The sequence below is a fragment of the Mycobacterium sp. E3247 genome (assembly GCF_001667785.1).
Lineage (GTDB): Bacteria > Actinomycetota > Actinomycetes > Mycobacteriales > Mycobacteriaceae > Mycobacterium.
Genome location: NZ_LZJG01000476.1, coordinates 1 through 2,663 on the forward strand (window position 1 = coordinate 1; position 2,663 = coordinate 2,663).

A 2,663-nucleotide genomic window follows, 5' to 3' on the forward strand; every position below is an offset into this window, starting at 1 on the left:
GCCGCCGCCTCAGGCCTGCGCGCCACCTGCCCGGCGAACAACACCGGAATCGACGCCGGCCCCCACGCCTCGGTCAGCACCTCGTCGTTGCCGAGAGCACGCAGCCGGGCGTGTTCGGCCTCGTCGAGGACATCGACGTCCGAGAGGGACCGGGTTGCGTCGGTCGTCAACGAGACCAACACGCGTTGTAACCGGTCGATCAGGGTCGCGACGGAGCCGGCGTCGAACACATCGGTGCGGAACTCCACCGCCCCGCCGATGCCGGCGGGTTGTCCGTCGTCGGTCCAGCGCTCAGCCAACGAAAACACCAGATCCATGCGCGCCGTGTGCATGTCGAGCGGCAGCGAAGTCGCACGGAGATCGCCCAGGACCAGTTCGGCGGGCCCGTCGTTCTGCCAGGTCAACATGACCTGGACCAGCGGATGGTGGGTGAGGCTGCGGGTGGGGTTGAGCCGTTCCACGAGCGCCTCGAACGGCACGTCCTGGTGTTCGTACGCCGCGAGGCTGCGCCGCCGCACCTGCGCCAACACCTCTGCGAGAGTGGGGTTTCCGGCCAGGTCGACGCGGAGCACCAAGGTGTTGACGAAAAAGCCCACCAGTTCTTCCAGCGCCGGGTCTCGCCGCCCGGCGATCGGAAAGCCCACCGCCACATCGGAGGTCGCGCCGACTTTCGCCAGCAGCACCGCCAGGGCGGCCTGCAGCACCATGAAGCTGGTCGCGTTGTGCTCGCGAGCGACCTCGCGCACGCGCTGCTGCAGCTCCGGCGGCCACTTCACGGCCACGCGGGCGCCGCGATGGTCGGCCACCGGCGGGTAGGGCCGGTCGGTGGGCAGCGCGAGGCGCTCGGGCAGTTCGGCCAGGGCCTCTTGCCAGTAGCGCAGCTGCCCGGCGATCGGGCTGCCAGGGTCGTCCAGTGCACCCAGGTTGGCCTGCTGCCACAGCGTGTAATCGACATACTGCACGCTCAGCGGCGCCCACGCGGGCGCCTCGCCCGCGCACCGGCTGGAATAGGCCACCCCGAGATCGCGCACCAGCGGGGTCAGCGACGATCCGTCGGCGGCGATGTGGTGGACGACCGCCACCAAGACGTGCCGGTCCGGTGCGACTCGGAAAAGCCAGGCGCGCATGGGAATTTCGGCGGCCAGATCGAAGGTGTGGCGGGCAGCGGTCTCGATGGCCTCGTCGAGGCGGCCCGCCGACCACTCGGCGGCGTCCACCACCCGCCAGCCGAAGTCGGCGCGAACGGCGGGGACGACCACCTGCCGGGGTGTTCCCTGCGGTGCGGCGAACACCGTGCGCAGGCTTTCGTGCCGGGTCACGACGTCACCCAGCGCCGTCCCAAGCGCCTCGACGTCCAGGGCCCCGTCCAGCTGTATCGCCGCGGCCAGGTTGTACACCGGCGACGGTCCCTGCAACTGATCGGTGAACCACAGGCGGGATTGGGCGAACGACAACGGCACCACCGCCGGCCGCGCACCGGCCACGATCCGGGCGGGCCGGCCCTCGCCCGCACCGAGACGCTGAGCCAACTCCCGGATCGTGGGCGCCTCGAACAGCGTTCGCACTTGCAGGTGGGCGCCCAGGCCGGTGGTGACCGCCGCGACCAAACGCATGGCCGACAACGAATCCCCGCCGAGGTCGAAGAAGGACTCCTCGACCCCGACGCGCTGCAGCCCCAGGACGCGGGCGTAGATGCCGGCGAGGATTTCCTCCACCGGTGTGGCCGGGGGCCGGTATTCGCCGCTTTCCTGGTAGTCGGGTGCGGGCAGGGCGCGGATGTCGAGTTTGCCGTTGATGGTCAGGGGCAGTTCGTCGAGTGCGACGACCGCGGCGGGGAGCATGTAGCTGGGGAGCAGGTCGGCGAGCCGGGTGCGGATCTCGGCCGGGTCGGCGGTGCCGGTGAGGTAGGCGATGATTCGCTTGTCGCCGGGACGGTCCTCGCGAGCGACCACGGCCGCCTGCTCGACGCCATCCAAACCGGTTAGCGCCGTGCGGATTTCGCCGAGCTCGATGCGGTAGCCGCGGATCTTGACCTGCTCGTCGGCCCTACCCAGGTACTGCAGCTGCCCGTCGGCGCCCCAGCGCACCAAGTCCCCGGTGCGATACATCCGTTGTCCGGGCTCTCCGAACGGGCACGCCACGAACCGCGATGCGGTCAGTCCGGCCCGGCCCACATACCCGTACGCCACGCCTTGACCGGCCACGTACAACTCGCCCATCACGCCGCCGGGCACCGGGTTGAGCCAGCCGTCCAGCACGAAGAAGCCCAGGTGCGCCAGCGGCACACCGATGGGGCTGATGCCGGTGGCGACGTCGCCGTCGCCGATCTTCCGGAACGAGGCGTGCACCGTGGTCTCCGTGATGCCATACATGTTGATCAGCCGCGGCACCCCCGGCCGATGGTGCAGCCATCCGCCGAGCCGCTGCGGTTCCAGCGCCTCGCCACCGAACACCACGGTCCGCAGCTTCAGCTGTCCGCCCAGCGCGGGCGAGAGCGCGTAGAACGCCGACGGTGTCTGGCTGAGCACGCTGACCTGTTCGCGAATCAGCGTGGCGTGCAGCTCTTCTGGCGAGCGGACCACCGCGTCGGGCACGATCACCAGCCGGGCGCCGCGCAGCAGCGACCCGAAGATCTCCCAGACCGAGAAGTCGAAGGCCAGCGA

General features: G+C 70.3%; 1 protein-coding gene. It reads right to left on the minus strand.

Features of this window, described 5'->3' with window-relative positions; translation table 11 throughout:
• Window positions 1-2,663, minus strand: a 2,663-nt coding sequence (locus A9X04_RS23140) for a condensation domain-containing protein (protein ID WP_156764504.1), incomplete at both ends; no start/stop codon positions are given.